This is a genomic window from Caballeronia arvi (assembly GCF_001544695.2).
Classification (GTDB): Bacteria; Pseudomonadota; Gammaproteobacteria; order Burkholderiales; family Burkholderiaceae; genus Caballeronia; species Caballeronia arvi.
On sequence record NZ_FCOM02000007.1, the window covers coordinates 88,847 to 107,860 of the forward strand.

Genomic DNA, 19,014 nt, shown 5'->3' on the forward strand with positions numbered 1-19,014 from the left:
CGGAGTAGCGAGTACCCTCAAAGGCCTAAGCGGGCTTGGATCGCGCACGGTCTGACACATCGCATCGCATAACTTACTGGTTCAGCACGAAATAGCTCCGGCCCGCTTCGCGGCCGACCAGCGAATCGGGTCTGCCCGTACTTTCTCGCTAACACTTCTATCGCATTGCAAATGCCTACAATCTGTGTCCCTTGCATACTCAGCGGCAGCGCGAAGCGCTGTGCCGAAACTCTTTCGTGCTGAACCAGCGCCCTTTGGGTACTAGCTCGTCAGACCGTGCGCGGTCCACGCCCGGCTCAACAATGGGAACACTCGCTACTCTGGGTTCCATTCAGCCAATCGCCTGTGCCGCGGCCGGCGTGAAGTGCTTAGGCTGGGGAAAGCTGCTTTCTTTGGTGACTTTCTTTGCAGCAGCAAAGAAAGTTACCCCCGCCCCGGGGAGGGGCAACGCAAATAAACCGACAAGAAAGCAGGATTCCATAGAAGCCTAATACCCCCGAGCCTTAACCGCGCTCTCATACGCCTCACGAGCAACAACAACAGCGGCCCGCTCAGAAACCTCAGGCACGGCAACTTCCCACCACCATCCACCTTCCTCGGTGGGCCGAGCCGGATCGGTATCAATCGAAATCAGATAACTTCGATCCGCCGCCCGGGCACGCTTCATCGCGGCCTGCAACTCATCGACATTGGAAACATGCTCGGAACAAGCCCCCAACGCCCGCGCATGCATAGCAAAATCGATCTCCGGCGCCCCAAGCGCGCCCCGCTTGCAATCATCGATGAGATTGTTGAACGGCGCTCCCCCGCAAGCCTGCTGCAACCGATTGATGCAGCCAAACCCGCGGTTATCGAGCAACACGACGATCAGCTTGGCGCCCAGCATCACCGACGTCGCGAGTTCGCTATTCATCATCAGATAGCTGCCGTCGCCGACGATCACGATCACCTCGCGCTCCGGCCGCGCGAGCTTCACGCCGAGTCCGCCCGCGATTTCATAACCCATGCACGAATAGCCGTATTCGACGTGATAGCCACCCGGCCCGCCCGTGCGCCACAGCTTCTGCAAATCAGCGGGCAAAGTGCCAGCCGCACACACGACGATATCTTCGATAGCCGACGAGGCAGAAGAACGCTGCACCGCGCCGATCACGTCCGCTTCGCGCGGCAAGACACCATCGGCGACGGGCGTATTCGTCACACGCGCGACGGTCTCGCGCCATTCGTTAGCGAGCCGATGCGCGCGCGTCGTCCATTGCGGCGATGCATGCCAGTCGCCGAGCGCCTCCGATAACGCGTCGAGCGCCACGCGCGCATCCGCCTGCACCGCGACGGCATTCTGCTTCAGCGCATCGAACGGATTGGCATTGATCGCGACGAGCCGCGCCTGCGTGAAGAGCGTATTCGAGCCCGTCGTGAAGTCCTGCAAACGCGCGCCGATGGCGAGCACGCAATCGCTCGCATGCGCGAGTTCGTTCGCCTCCGATGAACCCGTTACGCCGATGCCGCCGACATTCAACGCGTCGTCCCACGCAAGCGCGCCTTTGCCTGCCTGTGTTTCCGCCACCGGAACGCCGTGCTTGTGCGCGAACTTGCGCAGCGCATCGGCCGCGAGGCTATACAACACGCCGCCGCCGGAGACGATCAAAGGCTCACGCGCTTCACGCAGCATCGCGGCAGCGCGTTCGATCTCGCGTGGAATCGGCGCGGGCGCATGAATCTCGACGACGCGCGGTTCGAAGAACGAAGCAGGGAAGTCGTACGCCATCGCCTGCACGTCCTGCGGCAGCGCGAGGGTCACGGGGCCGCACAAGGCGGCATCGGTCAGCACGCGAATCGCGCGCGGCAATGCGCTCAGCAATTGCGCTGGATGCACGATGCGATCGAAGTAACGCGACACGGCCTTCAACGCATCGTTCGCGGATACACCGCCATCGTGGCTATCCTCGACTTGCTGCAACACCGGATCGGGCGCGCGCGACACGAAGATATCGCCGGGCAGCAACAGCACCGGCAAGCGGTTCACATGCGCGAGCGCAGCCGCCGTGACGAGATTGGTCGCGCCCGGACCGATGGACGTCGTGACCGCCATCATGCGGCGCCGCATGTGCGCCTTCGCATACGCGATCGCACTGTGCGCCATCGCCTGCTCGTTGTGCGCGCGATACGTCGGCAATTCATCGCGATGCCGATACAGCGCCTCGCCGATACCCGCGACATTGCCATGTCCGAAGATGGCGAATACGCCGCCGAAAAGCGGCTCGCCATGTTCGGTGCGTTGCGCCGCGAGATAGCGCACGAGCGCCTGCGCAGCGGTCAGTCGAAGTGTCGAATGCACGGCGGTTTCCGTTTGCGTTGCGCGCTGATTCATGCGGCTTGCTCCTGTGTGACATGCGCGTCATCCGACGACGAACGCGCCTCGCGCCATGCACCGATCAACGCCTCGAACGTGCGGCGCACGCGCGCGATAAGCTCTTCATCGTCGATCTCGTTCGCGAGCCACGCATGGCTCGGCTCATGAAAGATCGTGCGCCCGACAGTGAAGCCCTTGCACATCTTCGACGATGCCGCAGCCATGAAGCCATCGCGCAACTGCTCGACGCCCGCGGAAAGACCCAACAGCACCACGCCGCGGCAATACGGATCGCGCTCTTCGATCAGCGCATCGATGGCTTGCCATTGCTGCGCGCTCATCGGTTCGAGCTTCCACCATTCCGGATAGATGCCGAGGTTGTAAAGACGCTTCAACGCGCGATACACCGTGTCGTCTTCGACAGGCGGACCGCTCTTCGGCACGATCACTTCGAGCAGCAATTCATGGCCGCTTTCCTGCACGGCATCGTAAAGTGCGCGCAACTGCGCTTCCTGCTCGAGGCGCACGTCATGCGGATGATCGGGGTGATACTGCACGAGACATTTCGCGACCTGCTCGCGCGGCCATTGCACGAGCGTCGTGCCGATGGAGCGGCCATGATCGAACACGAGCGGCAACGAGCTCGGCAATTCGACAGGACGCCCGATCCACCAGCCGCGCCCCGTCGCCGCATTCAACGCATCCTGGCCGTAGCGGTCATCGATCAATACGCCGATACGGCCTTCGAGCGCGAGCGCCTTCTCCGTCTGCGCGACGGCTTCGACGAACAGGTTCTTGAGCGTGGCGATGCGCGTCTCGCTCGCGCCCGTCCGCTGCGCGAGTTCGAAGAACTGGTTGCGATGATCGAACGCGAAGCCGAGCACTTCGTTCCATTGCCTGCGCTTCGGGCTCACGCGATGCAGCCGCGCGAGCGTCGTGTCCTTGTCGGGACGGCGCATGCGAATCGGGTCTTGTTTGGCGGCCTCGAGAAAGTACTCGAGCTCGGCGGGCGTCGGCATCGCGGGCGCGCAGCCGTGGCGCGAAACGACGAGCGCGCCGCACGCATTGGCTGCACGCGCGCAGGCTTCGAGCGGTTCGTCGCGCAGCCAGCCGGATAGAAAGCCCGATGCGAAGGCATCACCGGCGCCAAGCACGTTGAGCACTTCCACTTCGACGCCACCGTGTATCGGCGCGTCATCGATCGAGGCGGGCACAACGCCCTCGATGATCGAGCAGCCGAGCGGCCCGCGCTTGACGATCAACGTCGCGCTCGTGACCTTGCGGACCATCGCGAGCGCATCGACGAGACGATCCTTGCCGCCCGCGATGCGAAACTCTTCCTCCGTGCCGATCACGAGATCCATCATCGGAAGAATGCCTTGCAAATGCGCGCTCACGCCTTCATTCGCGACGAAGCGCGTCTCGCCATCGGCCTTGCCGGTGAGACCCCACAATACCGGTCGATAGTCGATGTCGAGAATCGTGCGCACGTCGTTGCGTCGCGCATAGTCGAGCGCGCGCCGGCTCGTGCGGTTCACCTGTTCGGTCGAGAAATGCGTGCCGGTGATGAGCAATGCCTTCGATGACGCGATATACGCTTCGTCGAAATCGCTTTCGTCGACGGCCATATCCGCGCAGTTCTCGCGATAGAACACGAGCGGAAACGTGTCGCGATCTTCGAGGCCGAGCAAAACGAGTCCGGTGAGCCGTTCACGATCGATCCGCAGATGGCTCGTATCGCAGCCTTCGCGATCGAGCGTCTGCGTGAGAAAGCGCCCCATGTGATCGTTGCCGACGCGCGCGAGCATCGACGCATTCAGTCCGAGCCGCGCGCATCCGAATGCGATGTTCGCCGACGAGCCGCCAAGATACTTCGCGAACGTCGACACATCTTCGAGCCGCGCGCCGACCTGCTGCGCGTAAAGATCGACGGCGATGCGTCCCAGACAGATGATGTCGCGTTCACGATCCGGGGCAAAACGAGAAGTTGTTGGCATGCTTTAAAGTCCTCAGATCGTCGCGCCTTCAAGTTCGCTCATCATCTGCTGCATTTCGGCGCCGCCCGCCATCATGTCGAGCACTTCGTTCTTGCTGATGGTGTCCTTCGTGAACGTGCCCATCGAGCGGCCGCGATTGAGCAGCGTGAACGAATCGCCGATCGGATACGCGTGGTGCACGTTGTGCGTGATGAAAATCACCGAGATGCCTTTTTCGCGCGCCTTGTGAATCAACTTCAGCACGTTGAAGCTCTGCTTCACGCCGAGCGCGGCGGTCGGTTCATCGAGAATCAGCACGCGCGCGCCGAAGTGAATCGCGCGTGCGATCGCGAGACATTGCTTCTCGCCGCCGGACATCGTGCCGATCGGCTGATGCGGATCGCGCACGTTGATGCCCATTTCCGCGAGCTTCGCACGCGATGTTTCGGCTGCGAGATCGAGGTCCATCACGCTGATGCCGAAGCGCTTCTTCTGCGGCTCGCGGCCCATGAAGAAGTTGCGCGCGACGCTGAGCAGCGGCACGAGCGCGAGATCCTGATACACGGTCGCGATGCCGAGATCGAGCGCTTCCTTCGGCGAATCGAAATGCACGGGCGCGCCATCGACGAGATAGTCGCCGGAAGAGGGTGGGTGCACGCCCGCCAGCGTCTTGATGAGCGTGGACTTGCCCGCGCCGTTATCGCCGAGCAGGCAGTGCACTTCGCCGCGTTTGAGGCGCAACGTGACGCCGTTCAATGCAATCACCTTGCCGAAATACTTGCTCACGTTTTCGAGGGCGAGGATGTTGTCGTCTTGCATGATCGTTTCTCCTCTTATTGCGCCTGTGATACGCGGCGACGCACGTAATGATTGAAGAGCACGGCGATCAGCAGCATCACGCCGAGGAACACGCGGAACCAGTCGGAGCTCACGTTCGTATAGGTGATGCCGATCTGCACGACGCCGAAGATCAACGCGCCGAAGCATGCGCCGATCACCGATCCATAACCGCCCGTCAGCAACGTCCCGCCGATCACGGCCGCAATGATCGCTTCGAATTCCTTCTGCAAGCCGCGGTCCGCCGCAGCCGAGCCGATGTCGCACACTTGCAGCACCGCGAAGAGGCACGAGCAGAACGCGGTAAGCACGAAGAGCGAAATCTTCACGCGCTTCACGGGCACGCCGACGTTCTTCGCGGCATTCGCATCGCCGCCGACGGCGAGAATCCAGTTGCCGTAGCGCGTCTTCGCGAGCACGAATGCGCAGATGGCGGCGAGCACGAGCCACCAGATGATGACCTTCGGAATGCCCGGCACGAGCGGCTGGCCGCTGTCGAGCAACTGGCCGACGCCCATATGCGCGAGCCACGTAAAGAGGCCATGCAGCGCGACGCCATGAAAGAGCGTGTCGGCGACCGGATCGGCTTGCGCGAGATCGCCCACGCCGGAAATGATCGTGCGGTCCGCGAACATGATCGACAGCGCGAGCGTGAGACCGCGGAGAATGAAGAGGAACGCGAGCGTGACGATGAACGACGGCAGGCGCGTTCGCATCACGAGATAGCCGTTGAGTGCGCCGAGCAGCATCGACATGACGAACGCGAAGAGAATCGATACGGATATCGGCCAGTGAAAATACACCGATGGCAGCGCGACCATCATGCCCGCGAAGCCGATCATCGAACCGATGGACAAGTCGAACTCGCCCGCGATCATCAGGAGACACGCGCCGACCGCGAGCAGGCCGAGATAGGCGGCCACTTGCGACCAGTTCATCACGCCGTCGAGATTGAACATGCCCGACGAACCGGCGGCAAAGCCGAAAACGAGGAACACGAGCACGGTCCCGGAAATCGCCGCGAATTCCGGGCGATTCAGCAAATGGCCGAACCACGATTGTCGCCGCACGCGCTCATCCGAGGGCCTGGCCGCATCGGGTGCGTCGGCATTGTCCTGCTGCGGGTTCACGTGCGGAGGGTAATGCTTGCCGGCTACGCCCATGATGGCTCCTTGTGATTCCATTCCGATGCAGCACCGATGCGCGCGCCCCCGCCGCGTCCGCGAACGGACGCAGCAAGAGCATCGAACATCGATAAAAGCGGGCGGCGCCAGGGATGCCGCCCAAAGAAGGTCAGGCTGCGATCAACGATATTGACCCGCGTACTTCACGACCTTGTCGAGATTTTCCTTGGTGATGAAACCCGGGCCCGAGCGGATGTTCTTCGGCCCGTACGACGGCTGCAATCCATAAGTTTCGAGGCGCGCCTTGAACTTCGGATTCGCTTCGAGAATCTGACGGATCTTCGCCGGATCGGTGGTGTGCTCCTTCTTCACGATCGCAAGCACGGCCACCGGGATATAGCCTTGCAGATACGGCTGCTGATCGATGGCGAACTTGATCGTGCCGTCCTTGATCGCCTTGGCGATGTCGTCGGAGAAGTCGAAGGTCACGAAATAGACCTTGTTTTGCAGGCCCATTTGCGCCACGGCCTTGAGTGTCGCGGAAGCGGGCGTCGGTCCGAGCGTGAGGATCGCTTGGGTGTCCGGATGATTGCGCAGATACGCCGACACCTTCGACTGAATCTCGGTCGGGTCCTGTCCCGAGTCGAGCGTCGACGCCTTGTAGTCGATGCCAAGTGCATCCGCGAAGCCCTTGCATCGATCGAACGACACCGTGTTCGTCGCAATGTGGTTCACGCACAGGAACGACTTCACGCCCGCCGCTTTCGCCTTTTCGCCGGCCGCCTTGCCCGCGACATATTCCGGCTGCCCGACGTGCATGATCGCGCCGAGCTGCGCGCTCTGTTCCTCGGTGCCGGAGTTGATGGTCACGAGCGGAATCTTCTTCGCGGTGACCTTGCCGATCGCGCTCTTCAGCACGTCGAAGTCCGCGATGGTGGTGATGACGCCGTCGTAGTTGCGCGCGGCCGCCTGCTCGATCAGCCGCGACATGTCCGCGATATCGCCGTTCGGCGGGTTGCGGTAATCGGTTTGCACGTTGAAGTCTTCGTCGGCCTGCTTGATCGCGTTCTTGATGGTGTTCCACCACGAATCCGAGTCCGGCGCGTGGCTGATCAGCACGAACTTCGCGTCGGGCGCCGCTTGTGCGGGGCTCGCCGCCATCATCGCCACGCTGCATAACGCAGCAGCAGCCACCAGCGCGCGCAGCGCGGCCCGACCGTTGCAAAAGGTCATTGTCTCCACCTATCTCGGTTGTTGTTTGGTGTGATGTTTTCGCGAGCCGAAGCTCTGGACTCCGCGCTCAGGACCAAGATTAGGTCAGTTTTCCACGCTCTGCAATGGAAATTTCACGTGTGCGACAAATGGAAAATACATTCCAATTTGTTTGCCGCCTTCCTATAATCGGTTGCACGACGAACACCGAACGAGCCTGCGATGGACGACACCACCGACGTGCAGAGCGTCGACGAACTGATGCAGCGGATCACCGATGCCTACGATTCGTTGCCGCGCCAGTTGAAGAGCGTCGCGACCTATATCGAGCAGCATCGGCAGAGCGTGATGATGGACCGCACGAGCGATATCGCGAGCGCGTGCGGCGTGCATGCGTCGGCGGTCGTGCGCTTTGCGCAGCGCTTCGGGTTCTCCGGCTTCTCCGATTTGCAGACCGTGTTCCGCCAGGCCTACGCGGGCGGCAGCGGCTCGCAGCAGAGTTATCAGCAGCGCATTCGCAGGCTCATCGACGAGAAGGCGGGCGAAGCGTCGGGCGTGTCAGTGGCGCGCGAGTTCATTGCGGCGAGCCGCACGGGACTCGACGAGCTCGAAGCCGGGCTAGACGATGCGCAGTTCGAAGCCGCCATCGAGATGCTGTCGCAGGCGGAAAACATCTACGTGATCGGCGTGCGCCGTTCGTTCGCGGTGGCGAGTTACATCGTGTATGCGTTGCAGCACACGAAGAAGCGCGTGCATCTGATTTCGGGCTTCGGCGGCATGTTCCGCGAGCAGGTCCGCAGCGTGAAGAAGGGCGACGTGGTGATCGCGATCAGCTTCGCGCCCTACGGCAAGGAAACGCAATACTGCGTGCGCGCGGCGCAGCATCACGGCGCGGCGACGCTCGTCATCACCGATAGCCAGCTTTCGCCGCTCGCGCGCCATGCGAGCGCGAGCCTGCTCGTGAAGGAAGGCAGCGCGTTCGCGTTCCGTTCGCTCACGAGCACCATTTGCCTGTGCCAGGCGTTGTTCATCGCGCTCGCGTACCGGCTCGAGTTGAATGTCGAGGAATCCAGGGAGACAGGTGGCTATGACGATTGATGTGGCGGTGTTCGGAGCGGGGCGCATCGGCAAGATTCACGCGGCCAATCTCGCGCGGCAGCCGGGCGTGCGTTTGAAGTATGTCGTCGATGTGAATCGCGACGCGGCTTCCGCACTGGCTGCTTTATTTGGCGCGCAGGTAGCCGATGTCGATGACGCGATGGGCGATGCATCCATCGGCGCGACGGTCGTATGTTCGAGCACGGATACGCATGCGGGGCTGATTCAGGCATCGGCGGCGCAGGGCAAGCACGTGTTCTGCGAGAAGCCGGTGGATCTCGCGATCGAGCGCGCCCGCGCATGCGCCGATGCGGTCGCGAAGGCGGGCGTCGTCTGCATGATCGGCTTTCAGCGGCGCTTCGATCCGACGTTCGCTGCGTTGAAAGCGCGTATCGATGCCGGCGAGATCGGCGATCCGGAAATGCTGATCGTGACGAGCCGCGATCCCGGCGCGCCGCCCGTCGAGTACATCAGGCATTCGGGCGGCATCTTCAAGGACATGCTGATCCACGACTTCGATATCTTCCGCTGGATTCTCGACGACGAGGCCGAGACGCTGCACGCGACCGGCAGTTGCCTGGCCGACCCGGCGATCGCCGATGCGGGCGACATCGATTCCACCGCCGTGACGATACGCACGAAACGCGGGCGGCTGTGCCAGATCAACACGGCGCGGCGCGCGGCGTATGGCTACGATCAGCGCTTCGAGTTGCTCGGCAGTCTCGGCATGCTGCAGGCGGGCAACGTGCGGCCGACGGAGGTCACGTCGTACACGAAGACGGCCGTATCGAACGACGTGCCCGAGGCATTCTTTCTCGAACGCTATCGCGCGGCGTACGCGGCGGAAATCGCTCATTTCTTCGATGCAGTGAACAACGGCAAGCCCGTTCGCACCACGGTCGACGATGGCCTGAAGGCGCTCGAACTCGCCGAAGCCGCGACGCTGTCGTGGCGCGAAAAGCGCATCGTGAATCTCGCGGAGCATGTCGCATGAATCCGGTTCGCGTGGGCATCGTCGGATTGGGTAGGCTCGGGCGTCGGCATGCGGCAAATCTCGCCTGGCATGTGCCGGGCGCGAAGCTCGTCGCGGCGTGCAGCCCGGTTCAGGAAGAGCGCGAGTGGGCCGCGTCGGGTGTGCCCGGGCTCTCGCTCTATGCGGACTACGATGAATTGCTCGCCGACGCATCGATCGACGCGGTGTGGCTCGTCACGCCGACGTCGCTGCACGCGCGGCAGATCATCGCCGCGTTGCGCGCGGGCAAGCACGTTTTCTGCGAGAAACCGCTGTCGCTCGATCTCGCCGAATGCGATGCCGTGATCGAAGAGCACGCGCGTCATCCGCATCTTCAGGTGATGATCGGCTTCGTGCGGCGCTTCGATGCGAGCTATCGCGATGCGTTCGATAACATCGTGAAGGGCGTCATCGGCAGGCCGTTCATGGTGCGCTCGCAGACCTGCGACAAGAACGATCCGGACGGTTTCTTCGTGCGGTTCGCGCCGACATCGGGCGGGCTTTTTCTCGATTGCAGCGTGCATGACATCGATCTCGCGCGCTGGCTGCTGGGCAATCCCAGGCCGAAGCGCGTGGTTGCGAGCGGGACGATCGCGATTCACGAAGGCCTGCGCGAGTGCGGCGACATCGATAACGGTGTGGGCACCATCGAGTTCGACGACGGACGGCTGGCCGTGCTCTACGCTTCGCGCACGATGGCGCACGGTCACGACACGCAGACGGAAGTGATCGGCACGGCGGGGGCGTTGTCGGTGGGGCGCAATCCGCGGGCGAATCGTGTCGAGATAGCCGATGCGCAGGGCATGCGCAACACGTGCACGCCGACGTTCTTCGAGCGTTTCGAGGATGCGTTCTTGCGCGAGGCGCAGGCGTTCGTGGCTTCGCTGACGCACGGCACGCCGACCGGACTGACGCTCGACGATGCGCGGGAAGCGACGCGCATCGGCATTGCGATGCGGGAGGCTTATGAGAGTGGGCGGCCGGTGGATTTGTGAGCGTGGGAGGCGCGCTTGACTGAACGCTGGTCGTCAGCCGACGACCAGTTTTACCGGCTTACCGACGCGAGCCAACATTTCCACTAGCGTGTCGATCGTGAACTTGCTCGTCTTCTTGTTCACGACATCCGATACGCGAGGCCGTGTGACATGCAATATATCGGCTGCTTCGGATTGCTTGAGATGATGTGCTTCGATCCACGTCGCAAGTTCGTCCATGAGTTGTTCCTTCAGCGCCAGGGTCTGGCCGATCAGCGCCTGGGACTCGGTTTGATAGCGGCGTGCTTCATCCGGTGCGAAGCCGAGTTCGGCAAAAATGTTTGCGCCGGGTTTCGTCACATGCCGCACGTGCGTGTCGACCTTGCTCATGCTCGCTCCTTCCTTTCTCGGAAAATCGCGCGATAGCGGATCGCTGCGATCTCTACGTCCCGTCTTGACGTCGTTTGCGTGTTCTTCTGAAAACAATGCAACACGTAAACGGCCTCTTCGAATTTGGCTACGTACATCACGCGGAAGATTCCGCTCGGGTCCCGGATTCGAATCTCGCGAACCCCTGAACCGACGGCGTCGAAGGGCTTCCAGTCTTCCGGGTCGAGCCCGGCCTGAAGGCGGCCGAGCTGGAAGCCCGCTTCGCGCCGGGCAATCGATGGAAATTCACGGATGTCATCGTAGGATGAGCTGACCCACCGGATTTCTTTCTCATTCGTCATTGTACAAAAATTTATACGTTCGTCTTGCGATGCTTTCGGACTACGCGGTTGCTCGTGTCGCAGAGCCCTGTCAGAGAAAGCTATCCTCAATGCCGTGACGGATGAACTAGAAATATCTCAACGCGTGTGAAACTGCTGTAGTAAAAGGGCGCGGCCGGTGGATTTGTGACCACTGCGTTAAAATCGAACCTCACCGAGCGCTCATCCCACAGGCAAAGGAAAGGTTCAATCGCGATGGAAGTTCACAAGGAAGTCGACGCGCGCGGGCTGGCTTGCCCGTTGCCGATTCTGCGGGCCAAGAAGGCGCTCGCCGACATGACGAGCGGCCAGATTCTGAAAGTGCTCGCCACCGACCCGGGATCGCAGCGCGATTTCGCGGCGTTCGCCAAACAGACCGGCAATGAGATCGTCGAATCGACGGCGCAGGACAAGACGTTCATCTTCCTGATGCGGCGTCGCTGAAGCCCGCAAGCAGGCGCCCAAAGCAAAATGCCCGTCACACAGGTGACGGGCATTTTTTCGGGCAGTAACGCTGATGTCAGCCTTCGAGAATCGGCGCGCGATTACGCAGATATTCCTCGAATTCCTGCTTCACTTCCGGATGGCGCAGCGCGAACTCCACCGTCGCCTTCAGATAGCCCAGCTTGCTGCCGCAGTCGAAGCGCGTGCCGTGATACTTGTACGCGAGCACTTGCTCGTCCGACAGCAGCGACTGGATCGCGTCCGTCAATTGCAACTCGCCGCCCGCGCCCGGCTTCAACGCACGGATGTGGTCGAAGACGCGCGGCTTCAGCACGTAACGGCCGACCACGCCCAGGTTCGACGGCGCCACGGCCGGCTCCGGCTTCTCGACGATGCCCGACAGCTTGAAGATGTTGTCTTCCCATTCCTTGCCGTCGATGACGCCGTACGACTTCGAATCCTGCGGCGGGATTTCTTCGACGCCGATGACCGAGCTGTGATAGTGGTCGAAAACTTCGATCATCTGCGACATCACGGGCGGCCTGCCGTACAGCAGATCGTCCGCGAGGATCACGGCGAACGGGTTGTCGCCGACGAGCTTCTCCGCGCACAGCACGGCGTGGCCCAGACCGAGCGCTTCAGCCTGACGCACGTAGAAGCAATCGACGTGGCTCGGCTTGATGCTGCGCACGAGCTCGAGCAGCTTGTCCTTGCCGCGCGCCTCGAGCTCCGCTTCGATTTCATAGGACTTGTCGAAATGGTCTTCAATGGCGCGCTTGCTGCGGCCCGTGACGAAGATCATCTCGGTAATGCCGGCCGCCATCGCTTCTTCGACCGCGTACTGAATCAGCGGCTTGTCCACGACTGGCAGCATTTCCTTCGGGCTGGCCTTGGTCGCGGGAAGAAACCGCGTGCCCAGACCCGCGACGGGGAATACCGCTTTGGTAACTTTTAGCATGTGATGACCCTGATCCTCTTAAAACATGTAGAACGTCGAGATAATCGCGGTGGATCGACTCGTGCTTCGAACCACCGATTCAGACCGGCAAACGCAATAATTGCGCCTGGAGCTTCTCGATAGTGGTTCCGTATTCTGCCAGCCTTTTGCGCTCCTGTTCAACGACAGCGGCCGGCGCTTTTGAAACAAAGCTTTCATTGCCGAGCTTCGCGTTACATTTTCCGATCTCGGCATTCAAACGCTCGACTTCCTTCGTCAGACGCTCGCGTTCCGCCGCAATATCGATCTCGACTTTCAGCACCAGCTTGCTGCTGCCGACGATCGCCACCGGCGCGCCGTGAGCTTCCTTGTCGAGCGCGGCTTCGTCGTCGATGATCTTCACTTCGGAAAGACGCGCGAGCGCCGCGACATAAGGCGCGAACGCGGAAAGGCGCGCCGCGTCTCCGTGTGCGAGCAACGGCACCTTCACCGCGGGCGACAGATTCATTTCGCCGCGCAGATTACGACATGCATCGATGACAGTCTTCAGTTCGGCAGCCCACTGTTCTGCGGACTCGTCGATTTTTTTCTGCTCCACGCGCGGATACGGCTGCGTCATGACCGACGCTTCGCCCTCCTGTGCGCCCTGCGGGTACGCATCGGTCAACGGAGCGACCTTCTGCCACAACGCTTCCGTGATGAACGGAATGATCGGATGCGCGAGGCGCAGCACCGTTTCGAGCACGCGCAAAAGCGTGCGCCGCGTCGCCGTCTGCTGTTCCGGCGTGCCGGTCTGGATCTGCACCTTCGCGAGCTCGAGATACCAGTCGCAGTATTCGTCCCACACGAACTTGTAGATCGCGCTCGCGACGTTGTCGAAGCGATAGTCCGCGAAGCCTTTCTCGACTTCGCTTGCGGTGCGCTGCAGGAGCGACACGATCCAGCGGTCGGCCTGCGAGAAGTCCGTGTAGCCGCCGGGGCCGCAATCGCCCGGCTTGCATGCGCCGGGATTCGCGAAGCCGCAATCGTGGCCTTCGCAATTCATCAGCACGAAACGCGTGGCGTTCCAGAGCTTGTTGCAGAAATTGCGATAACCCTCGCAGCGCGCGAGATCGAAGTTGACGTTGCGGCCGAGCGTGGCCATCGACGCCATCGTGAAGCGCAGCGCATCCGTGCCGAACGACGGAATACCTTCGGGAAATTCCTTGCGCGTCTTCTTTTCGATCTGCGCGGCGGCCTTCGGATTCATGAGGCCGGTCGTGCGCTTCGTGACGAGCGCTTCGAGGTCGATGCCATCGACGATATCGATCGGATCGAGCGTGTTGCCCTTGCTCTTCGACATCTTCTGGCCTTCGGCATCGCGCACGAGGCCGTGCACATATACGGTGTCGAAGGGCACCTTGCCGGTGAAATGCGTGGTCATCATCACCATTCTGGCGACCCAGAAGAAGATGATGTCGAAGCCCGTCACGAGCACCGACGACGGCAGGAACGCCTCCAGCTCCTTCGTTTCGTTAGGCCAGCCGAGCGACGAGAAGGGCACGAGCGCGGACGAGAACCACGTGTCGAGCACGTCTTCATCGCGCTTCAATGCGCCTTTATAACCTTGCGCGTCGGCTTCGGCGCGGGCTTCTTCTTCGGTCTTCGCGACGAAGATCTCGCCGTTCTCGCCGTACCACGCCGGAATCTGATGGCCCCACCAGAGCTGACGCGAGATGCACCAGTCCTGGATGTTTTCGAGCCACTGATAGTAGGTCGTGGTCCAGTTCTCCGGCACGAACCTGATCTGGCCGTTGCGCACGACATCGAGCGATGTTTCCGTGATCGACTTGCCCGGATTGAACGTACCTTCGGGCGCGGGCTTGGTCATCGCGACGAACCACTGGTCCGTGAGCATCGGCTCGATGACGACTTGCGTACGGTCGCCGCGCGGCACCATCAGCTTGTGCGGCTTGACGGATTCGAGCAGGCCGAGCGCTTCGAGATCCTTGACGACGGCCTTGCGCGCATCGAAACGATCCATGCCGCGATATTTCTCGGGCGCGTTGTCGTTGATCTTCGCGTCGAGCGTGAGAATTTCGATCTGCGGCAGCTTGTGACGCTGGCCGACTGCGTAGTCGTTGAAGTCGTGCGCGGGCGTGACCTTCACGACGCCCGTGCCGAATTCGCGATCGACGTATTCGTCGGCGATGACCGGGATTTCGCGATCGCACAGCGGCAGCGTCACCGTCTTGCCGATCAGATGCTGATAGCGCTCGTCTTCCGGATGCACCATCACGGCGACGTCGCCGAGCATGGTTTCCGGGCGCGTGGTCGCCACCGTCAGATGGCCCGAGCCGTCCGGCAGCGGATACTGGATATGCCACAGGCTGCCGTTCTCTTCCTCGCTCACTACTTCGAGGTCCGACACCGCCGTGCCGAGCACCGGGTCCCAGTTGACGAGCCGCTTGCCGCGATAGATGAGCCCTTGCTTGTAGAGCGTGACGAAGACATCGCGCACGGCGGCCGACATCTTGTCGTCCATCGTGAAGTATTCGCGCGACCAGTCGATCGATGCGCCCAGGCGCCGCACCTGATTCGTGATGGTCGAGCCGGACTGCTGCTTCCAGGCCCACACGCGCTTGAGGAATTCCTCGCGGCCGAGGTCGTGGCGCGAGATGCCTTGCGCGTCGAGCTGACGCTCCACGACGATCTGCGTCGCGATGCCCGCGTGGTCCGTGCCCGGCACCCACAGCGTGTTCTCGCCGAGCATGCGGTGATAGCGCGTCAGGCCGTCCATGATGGTCTGATTGAACGCGTGCCCCATGTGCAGCGTGCCGGTGACATTCGGCGGCGGCAACTGGATGGAGAAGTTCTTCGCGCCGTCCTGGAACGTGGGCGCGGAGAGCCCGCGTTTTTCCCATTCCGGGCCCCATTGGGACTCGATGTTTTGAGGCTCGAAGCTCTTGGCAAGCGTGTTGTCGCTCATTGTGGAATCTGCCGAAAAAAGCGTGAAAAAATGCGGGGGAATCCCCAATTATAAGGTTCCCCAAGGCTGGGCCGACGTTTTCGGCCCCTCGGCCGAATGGCTTAGGCCGAAACGCCGCCATCGGCACGGTCTTATAATGGTCGGCCCGCCGTTTGCGCCGTTTCTCCGTCGTCTGACTTTCCCATGCCCGACCTGCTCGCGAATCTGAACCCCGAACAACTCGCCGCCGTGACGCTGCCGAACGAGCCCGCGCTCATTCTCGCGGGCGCCGGCAGCGGCAAGACGCGCGTGCTCATCACGCGCATCGCGTGGCTGATCCGGCAGGGCTACGCGTCGCCGCCGACCGTGCTCGCCGTCACCTTCACGAACAAGGCCGCGCGCGAGATGATGGCGCGCCTCTCGGCGCTGTTGCCCATCGATACGCGCGGCATGTGGATCGGCACCTTTCACGGCCTGTGCAACCGCATGCTGCGCGCGCATTACCGCGACGCCGGCCTGCCGCAGACCTTCCAGATTCTCGACACGTCCGACCAGCTCTCCGCCATCAAGCGGCTGATGAAGGGCCTGAACGTGGACGACGAAAAGTATCCGGCGAAGAATCTCCAGTACTTCATCAACAACGCGAAGGAGCAAGGCCTGCGTCCGAAGGACGTCGACGCCACCGACGCGTTCAATCGCAAGTTCGTCGAGCTCTACGAAGCTTACGATCAGCAATGCCAGCGCGAAGGCGTCGTCGATTTTCCGGAACTGCTGCTGCGCTGTCATGAACTGCTCGCGCACAATCCGCCGCTGCGCGCGCACTATCAGGCGCGGTTTCGCAACATTCTCGTCGACGAGTTTCAGGACACGAACAAGCTGCAATACGCGTGGCTGAAGCTGCTCGCGGGCGAGCACAATGCGATCTTCGCGGTCGGCGACGACGATCAGTCCATCTACGCGTTTCGCGGCGCGAACGTCGGCAACATGCACGATTTCGAACGCGAATTCCGCGTGCGCAATCTCATCAAGCTGGAGCAGAACTACCGCTCGCACGGCCATATTCTCGATACGGCCAACTATCTGATCGCCAACAACGCGCGGCGGCTCGGCAAGAATCTGCGCACCGACGCGGGCCACGGCGAGCCGGTGCGCGTCTACGAAGCCGCGACGGATTCGCAGGAAGCGGGCTGGATCGTCGAAGAGATCAAGGCGCTCATCAATACGGGCACGTCGCGCGGCGAGGTCGCGGTGCTTTATCGCAGCAACGCGCAGTCGCGCACGATCGAGCACACGTTGGTGAATGCGGGCATTCCGTATCGCGTCTATGGCGGTCTGCGCTTCTTCGAGCGTCAGGAAGTGAAGCATGCGCTCGCGTATCTGCGTCTGATCGACAATCCGAACGACGACACCGCGTTCGCGCGCGTCGTCAATTTCCCGACGCGGGGCATCGGCGCGCGTTCCATCGAGCAGGTGGCCGATGCCGCGCGTCTCTACAACTGTTCGATGGCCGCAGCCGTGCCGTATGTCACCGGCAAGGCGGGATCGAGTCTCGGCGCGTTCGCGACGCTCATCGCGAAGATGCGCGCCGAGACGCAGCAGATGAGCCTCCCCGAAACGGTCGAATACGTCGTGCGCGCAAGCGGACTCGCCGCGTTCTACGAGACCGAGCGCGAAGGGCAGGACCGGCTGGAGAACTTGCAGGAACTGGTGAACGCGGCGGCGGCGTTCGTCAGCGAGGAAGGCTACGGGCTGGACACGCCCGCGCGTTCGATTCCGCTGCGTCCGGGCGCGTCGTCGGCGCCGGAGATCGCGGCGGTGAGCGAGGACGGCGAGATCGAAGTGCTCGATGCGCCGGACATCACCGATCCCGCGCAGAATCCCGACACGATGACGCCGCTCGCCGGCTTCCTGTCGCATGCATCGCTCGAGGCCGGCGACAATCAGGCGCAAGCCGGCCAGGACGCGGTGCAGTTGATGACCGTGCACGCGGCGAAGGGTCTCGAATTCACGGCGGTGTTCATCACCGGGCTGGAAGAGGGTTTGTTCCCGCACGAGAACAGCGCGCAGGAATCGGACGGACTCGAAGAGGAACGGCGTCTCGCTTATGTGGCGATCACGCGCGCGAAGGAGCGGCTTTATCTGTCGTTCGCGCAAAGCCGCATGCTGCACGGGCAGACGCGCTACAACATCCGCTCGCGCTTCTTCGATGAACTGCCCGAGGGCTCGCTCAAATGGCTCACGCCGAAGGTCGAGCCGGGCGCGCGCTGGGGCGGACGCGCCGACAACGCCGGCTGGGGCCGCGACTGGTTCGCGCGTCCGGGACACGAGCGCGGCGGTTCCGCAGGCTTTGCGCGCGATCAGGCGACGAGCGCGGCATTGCCGTCGTTCGCGAACGAGCAGCGTGCGGCCGAAGGCGGCTTCAAGGTCGGTCAGGCCGTGTTCCACACGAAGTTCGGCGAAGGCACCGTGACCGCGCTCGAAGGTTCCGGCGGCGACGCCCGCGCGCAGGTGCGCTTCAAGCGCCACGGCGAGAAGTGGCTCGCGCTCGCGGTCGCGAAGCTGCAGGCCGTCGAATGAAGCGGCTCGGCATCATGGCGGCGCTGCCGCAGGAACTCGGCGATCTGATCGCGCAGATGCGCTCGGCGGGCGAGGTTCGCACCGTGACGCTCGGACGGCGCGATTACTACGTCGGCGATGTGCACGGCCTGGCCGTCGTGGTCACGCTCGCGCGCATCGGCAAGGTGGCGGCGGCCGCGACCGCCAGCGCGCTGATCCACGTTTTCGAGGCCGATGCGATCGTTTTCACCGGCGTCGCGGGCGGCGTGCGCGCGGACGTGCAGGTGGGCGATGTCGTCGTCGCGGATGCGTTGATGCAGCACGATCTCGATGCGTCGCCGCTCTTTCCGCGCTTCGAGGTGCCGCTGCTCGACCGCGCGCATTTTCACGCCGACCGCGCCTTTGCCGATGCGCTCGCCGCCGCCGCCGATGCGTTCATCGCCGAGGAGGGCGGCGTGCTGTCGGAGCGTTTCGCCGTGAACGCACCGCGCGTGCATCGCGGGCTCGTCGTGAGCGGCGATCGCTTCATCGCGAGCCACGAGGCGCTCTTCGCCCTGCGCGACGCCTTGCCGGACGCGCTCGCGGTCGAAATGGAAGGCGCGGCCATCGCGCAGGTCTGCTACGAACACGACGTGCCGTGCGCGGTCGTGCGGACCATCTCGGATACGGCGGACGCCGCCGCGCCCGCATCGTTCGCCGAATTCCTCGCATCGATTGCCTCGACGTATTCGTCGGGCATTTTGTCGCGCTTTCTGCGCGCGAGGTTCTAACGGGTTCCAAAACCCCGTGCTGACG

Annotated in this window: 15 protein-coding genes; 6 read left to right on the forward strand and 9 right to left on the reverse strand. The window is 62.6% G+C overall.

The window, feature by feature from the left end:
* Positions 1-487: 487 nt before the first annotated feature.
* From iolD to AWB74_RS10850, 5 genes are all read right to left on the reverse strand, one after another.
* On the reverse strand, positions 488-2,371 hold the full coding sequence (gene iolD / locus AWB74_RS10830) for a 3D-(3,5/4)-trihydroxycyclohexane-1,2-dione acylhydrolase (decyclizing) (RefSeq protein ID WP_061146779.1): 1,884 nt from the start codon (positions 2,369-2,371) through the stop codon (positions 488-490).
* The gene (locus AWB74_RS10835; protein ID WP_061146780.1) at positions 2,368-4,350 is read right to left on the reverse strand and encodes a bifunctional 5-dehydro-2-deoxygluconokinase/5-dehydro-2-deoxyphosphogluconate aldolase; all 1,983 of its coding nucleotides are present in this window, start codon (positions 4,348-4,350) and stop codon (positions 2,368-2,370) included. The genes iolD and AWB74_RS10835 overlap by 4 nt, the downstream gene beginning before the upstream one ends.
* 12 nt (positions 4,351-4,362) lie before the next feature.
* Positions 4,363-5,148, reverse strand: coding sequence for an ATP-binding cassette domain-containing protein (locus tag AWB74_RS10840; protein WP_061146781.1), 786 nt, complete (start codon positions 5,146-5,148; stop codon positions 4,363-4,365).
* Positions 5,149-5,162: 14 nt separating this feature from the next.
* Positions 5,163-6,329, reverse strand: a complete 1,167-nt coding sequence (locus tag AWB74_RS10845; RefSeq protein ID WP_061146782.1) for an ABC transporter permease — start codon at positions 6,327-6,329, stop codon at positions 5,163-5,165.
* A gap of 141 nt (positions 6,330-6,470) precedes the next feature.
* A complete protein-coding gene (locus AWB74_RS10850) occupies positions 6,471-7,523 on the reverse strand; it encodes a sugar ABC transporter substrate-binding protein (protein WP_061146783.1) in 1,053 nt (350 codons plus the stop codon).
* A gap of 201 nt (positions 7,524-7,724) precedes the next feature.
* On the opposite strand from AWB74_RS10850, the gene AWB74_RS10855 reads away from it, so the two are divergent.
* From AWB74_RS10855 to AWB74_RS10865, 3 genes are read left to right on the forward strand one after another with little or no spacing between them, the layout of a single operon-like run.
* Positions 7,725-8,600, forward strand: coding sequence for a MurR/RpiR family transcriptional regulator (locus AWB74_RS10855; RefSeq protein WP_061146784.1), 876 nt, complete (start codon positions 7,725-7,727; stop codon positions 8,598-8,600).
* Positions 8,590-9,594 carry an inositol 2-dehydrogenase gene (iolG, locus tag AWB74_RS10860; RefSeq protein WP_087038946.1) on the forward strand — a complete coding sequence of 335 codons (1,005 nt, stop codon included), beginning with the start codon at positions 8,590-8,592 and terminating at the stop codon, positions 9,592-9,594. The genes AWB74_RS10855 and iolG overlap by 11 nt, the downstream gene beginning before the upstream one ends.
* Positions 9,591-10,607 (forward strand): Gfo/Idh/MocA family oxidoreductase, encoded by a 1,017-nt coding sequence (locus AWB74_RS10865; protein WP_061146785.1) that lies wholly within the window; start codon positions 9,591-9,593, stop codon positions 10,605-10,607. Before iolG ends, AWB74_RS10865 begins: the two co-directional genes overlap by 4 nt.
* A 33-nt stretch (positions 10,608-10,640) precedes the next feature.
* Here the strand turns inward: AWB74_RS10865 and AWB74_RS10870 are convergent, their stop codons facing one another.
* Together AWB74_RS10870 and AWB74_RS10875 are read right to left on the reverse strand one after the other, a co-directional pair.
* Positions 10,641-10,976 (reverse strand): helix-turn-helix domain-containing protein, encoded by a 336-nt coding sequence (locus AWB74_RS10870; protein WP_061146786.1) that lies wholly within the window; start codon positions 10,974-10,976, stop codon positions 10,641-10,643.
* Positions 10,973-11,317 (reverse strand): type II toxin-antitoxin system RelE/ParE family toxin, encoded by a 345-nt coding sequence (locus AWB74_RS10875; RefSeq protein ID WP_061146787.1) that lies wholly within the window; start codon positions 11,315-11,317, stop codon positions 10,973-10,975. Before AWB74_RS10875 ends, AWB74_RS10870 begins: the two co-directional genes overlap by 4 nt.
* Positions 11,318-11,551: 234 nt before the next feature.
* Here AWB74_RS10875 and AWB74_RS10880 point away from each other — a divergent pair, with 234 nt between their 5' ends.
* Positions 11,552-11,779, forward strand: a complete 228-nt coding sequence (locus AWB74_RS10880; RefSeq protein ID WP_061146788.1) for a sulfurtransferase TusA family protein — start codon at positions 11,552-11,554, stop codon at positions 11,777-11,779.
* Positions 11,780-11,855: 76 nt separating this feature from the next.
* Here AWB74_RS10880 and galU read toward each other — a convergent pair whose 3' ends face one another.
* Both galU and AWB74_RS10890 read right to left on the reverse strand, forming a co-directional pair.
* Positions 11,856-12,737 (reverse strand): UTP--glucose-1-phosphate uridylyltransferase GalU, encoded by an 882-nt coding sequence (galU, locus tag AWB74_RS10885; protein WP_061123922.1) that lies wholly within the window; start codon positions 12,735-12,737, stop codon positions 11,856-11,858.
* Positions 12,738-12,816: 79 nt separating this feature from the next.
* Positions 12,817-15,684 (reverse strand): valine--tRNA ligase, encoded by a 2,868-nt coding sequence (locus AWB74_RS10890; RefSeq protein WP_061146789.1) that lies wholly within the window; start codon positions 15,682-15,684, stop codon positions 12,817-12,819.
* A gap of 183 nt (positions 15,685-15,867) precedes the next feature.
* Between AWB74_RS10890 and AWB74_RS10895 the strand changes: the two genes are divergently transcribed.
* Together AWB74_RS10895 and AWB74_RS10900 are read left to right on the forward strand one after the other, a co-directional pair.
* Positions 15,868-18,240: a UvrD-helicase domain-containing protein gene (locus AWB74_RS10895; protein ID WP_061146790.1), complete on the forward strand. Its 2,373-nt coding sequence runs from the start codon at positions 15,868-15,870 to the stop codon at positions 18,238-18,240.
* Complete coding sequence (locus AWB74_RS10900) at positions 18,237-18,989, forward strand: 5'-methylthioadenosine/adenosylhomocysteine nucleosidase (protein WP_061146791.1); 753 nt, start codon at positions 18,237-18,239, stop codon at positions 18,987-18,989. Before AWB74_RS10895 ends, AWB74_RS10900 begins: the two co-directional genes overlap by 4 nt.
* Positions 18,990-19,014 lie beyond the last annotated feature (25 nt).

Coding starts and splice junctions, on each gene's coding strand:
- iolD (WP_061146779.1), bottom strand. CDS start 2,371: ATGAATCAGCGCGCAACGCAAACGGAAACCGCCGTGCATTCGACACTT.
- AWB74_RS10835 (WP_061146780.1), bottom strand. CDS start 4,350: ATGCCAACAACTTCTCGTTTTGCCCCGGATCGTGAACGCGACATCATC.
- AWB74_RS10840 (WP_061146781.1), bottom strand. CDS start 5,148: ATGCAAGACGACAACATCCTCGCCCTCGAAAACGTGAGCAAGTATTTC.
- AWB74_RS10845 (WP_061146782.1), bottom strand. CDS start 6,329: ATGGGCGTAGCCGGCAAGCATTACCCTCCGCACGTGAACCCGCAGCAG.
- AWB74_RS10850 (WP_061146783.1), bottom strand. CDS start 7,523: ATGACCTTTTGCAACGGTCGGGCCGCGCTGCGCGCGCTGGTGGCTGCT.
- AWB74_RS10855 (WP_061146784.1), top strand. CDS start 7,725: ATGGACGACACCACCGACGTGCAGAGCGTCGACGAACTGATGCAGCGG.
- iolG (WP_087038946.1), top strand. CDS start 8,590: ATGACGATTGATGTGGCGGTGTTCGGAGCGGGGCGCATCGGCAAGATT.
- AWB74_RS10865 (WP_061146785.1), top strand. CDS start 9,591: ATGAATCCGGTTCGCGTGGGCATCGTCGGATTGGGTAGGCTCGGGCGT.
- AWB74_RS10870 (WP_061146786.1), bottom strand. CDS start 10,976: ATGAGCAAGGTCGACACGCACGTGCGGCATGTGACGAAACCCGGCGCA.
- AWB74_RS10875 (WP_061146787.1), bottom strand. CDS start 11,317: ATGACGAATGAGAAAGAAATCCGGTGGGTCAGCTCATCCTACGATGAC.
- AWB74_RS10880 (WP_061146788.1), top strand. CDS start 11,552: ATGGAAGTTCACAAGGAAGTCGACGCGCGCGGGCTGGCTTGCCCGTTG.
- galU (WP_061123922.1), bottom strand. CDS start 12,737: ATGCTAAAAGTTACCAAAGCGGTATTCCCCGTCGCGGGTCTGGGCACG.
- AWB74_RS10890 (WP_061146789.1), bottom strand. CDS start 15,684: ATGAGCGACAACACGCTTGCCAAGAGCTTCGAGCCTCAAAACATCGAG.
- AWB74_RS10895 (WP_061146790.1), top strand. CDS start 15,868: ATGCCCGACCTGCTCGCGAATCTGAACCCCGAACAACTCGCCGCCGTG.
- AWB74_RS10900 (WP_061146791.1), top strand. CDS start 18,237: ATGAAGCGGCTCGGCATCATGGCGGCGCTGCCGCAGGAACTCGGCGAT.